Source organism: Pedococcus sp., from assembly GCF_036554925.1.
Classification (GTDB): domain Bacteria; phylum Actinomycetota; class Actinomycetes; order Actinomycetales; family Dermatophilaceae; genus Pedococcus_A.
Genome location: NZ_DATBMI010000023.1, coordinates 1 through 1923, shown reverse-complemented (window position 1 = coordinate 1923; position 1923 = coordinate 1). Strand labels below are relative to the sequence as shown.

The window sequence follows — 1923 nt, the reverse complement described above, 5'->3', positions numbered from 1 at the left end:
CCTGCACGACCTCGTGATCCAGCGGCTCTTCGCCGTCGGGCTCTCGGTGCAGGGCGCGGCGCGCGAGGCCATCAGGCCGAGCGTGACCCGGCGGCTCGAGCGCGTCGTGGACGACCTCGACGACACCATCAAGGACGTCCGCCGCACGATCTACCAGCTGCACGCCAGCCCGACCCACGCTGGGCTGCGCTCCGAGCTCGACGAGGTGCTCGAACAGGCCGAGGAGTCCCTCGGGTTCGCGCCCGCACTGCGGACCGACGGACCGCTCAGCACCGTCCCCGACGTGGTCGGAGCCGACCTGGTCGCCGTGCTCCGCGAGTCCCTGGCCAACGTCGCCAAGCACGCGCGGGCCTCGCGGGTCGTCGTCGAGGTCCACGTCGCCGGGGACCTCGTGGCGATCGTCCGCGACGACGGGCGCGGACTCCCGGAGGACGTCGAGCGGCGCAGCGGCCTCGCCAACCTCGCCGCGCGTGCCGAGGACCACGGCGGCTCACTGACGCTGGGGCCGGGCGACGCCGGCGGGACCGAGGTCGTGTGGCGGGTCCCGCTGGGCCCCGCCGGCGACCTGTAGGTCGCGGCACTGAGGAGTGGGCTGAGGAGGCGCCGGAGGGCTGCAGGGTCACCCCGGTGGTCGCGCGTCCCGCTGGCCAGGGCTGCGCCAGACCGCCCTGCGCCGAGCGTCGCAACACGCGGCTCAGGGCTGCGCCAGCGCGGACCTCAGCCGCGCGGCATACTGCGCCGCCTCGGCATCGTCGGCGTAGCGCGTCCGCGGCCAGAAGAACCCGCGCAGCCCGTCGCCCTTCGTGCGCGGCACGACGTGCACGTGCAGGTGCGGGACGCTCTGGCTCACGACGTTGTTCATCGCGACGAACGAGCCCTGGGCGCCCAGGCCCTCGACCACGGCGCCCGCCACGCGCTGGGCCGCGCCCATCAACACCGGCATCAGGTCGGCCGACACGTCCAGCAGGGTGGCCACGTGCGCTCGGGGGGCGAGCAGCACATGGCCCTTGAAGACCGGCCGCACGTCGAGGAAGCCCACGACATCGGGCTCGTCGAGGACGACCTGGGCCGGGGAGGACCCGGTGGCGATGTCGCAGAAGACGCAGCTCACCCGGCCGAGCCTAGGGCCGCCGACGCCCGGGGTCCCGGCGCGGCGAGCGCGGGGACCCCGGGACGTCTCGGTCAGCGTGCTGCGCGCAGCGGTGCGGGCCACCACCGGCGTCGCTGGGGCACCGTCGTCGTCGTGACGATCAGCAGGGACCAGATCTCACGGCCGGCCACCGGCTCGGCGGGCAGACCGTTGGCCTCCCGGAAAGCGACCAGTGCCCGCGTGGTGTCGGGGCCGAAGTAGCCGTCGGGCTTGACCCCGAGACGTGCCTGCAGGAACTTCACGTCGTCGCCGGCGTCGAGCGGCCTGAGCGTGCGGGTGCCCGGCGAGAGCCAGTGGTAGTCCCCGAAGGTCGCGGGCACCGCCGCCTCCGCGCACCCCTCCTCAGCCGACGCGCTGCGATCGGCGCCGTCGACCGTTCCCGTCTCCCAAGCGATCATGTCTGCCCCCTGTTGGCTCGACTGTCGTGCTACCCGCCCCCATGGCGTCGGATCTCCTCGCGGAACGCCGTGACGGGGTGAAAGCAGCACAGTGACATGCCGGGTGTGCCGAGGGATCGGCCGTTGGACGTAGTCAGGTCCCGCCGCCGGGATGAGTTCGCTCCCGGGCGTGTGAAGGAGCCGGTGGACGAGCCGGTGGACGAGCCGGTGGAGGAGCCCGACGACGGGGCGGATGCCGTTGGGACGTATGGCCCTTCCGCCCCTGCCGGTCGCGCGCCGACGCTGGTGCAGGGTCTCTCGCTCGGCTGCGGCGAGCGGGGCGCCGGAACCGAAGGGCGGTGGGCACGATGGCGACGTCCCTGACGTTCCACGGCG

At 73.9% G+C, this 1923-nt stretch carries 3 protein-coding genes; 1 reads left to right on the top strand and 2 read right to left on the bottom strand.

The annotated features are described in order from the left end of the window. The coding region (locus VIB11_RS01705; protein WP_332027750.1) for a sensor histidine kinase at positions 1 to 571 on the top strand (571 nt) is incomplete at its 5' end. A 123-nt stretch (positions 572 to 694) separates the two neighbouring features. Here VIB11_RS01705 and VIB11_RS01700 read toward each other — a convergent pair. After that, positions 695 to 1111, bottom strand: a complete 417-nt coding sequence (locus tag VIB11_RS01700) for an HIT family protein (protein ID WP_332027749.1) — start codon at positions 1109 to 1111, stop codon at positions 695 to 697. Between the two features lie 71 nt (positions 1112 to 1182). Then, positions 1183 to 1548, bottom strand: coding sequence for a peptidoglycan-binding domain-containing protein (locus VIB11_RS01695; protein WP_332027747.1), 366 nt, complete (start codon positions 1546 to 1548; stop codon positions 1183 to 1185). Positions 1549 to 1923 lie beyond the last annotated feature (375 nt).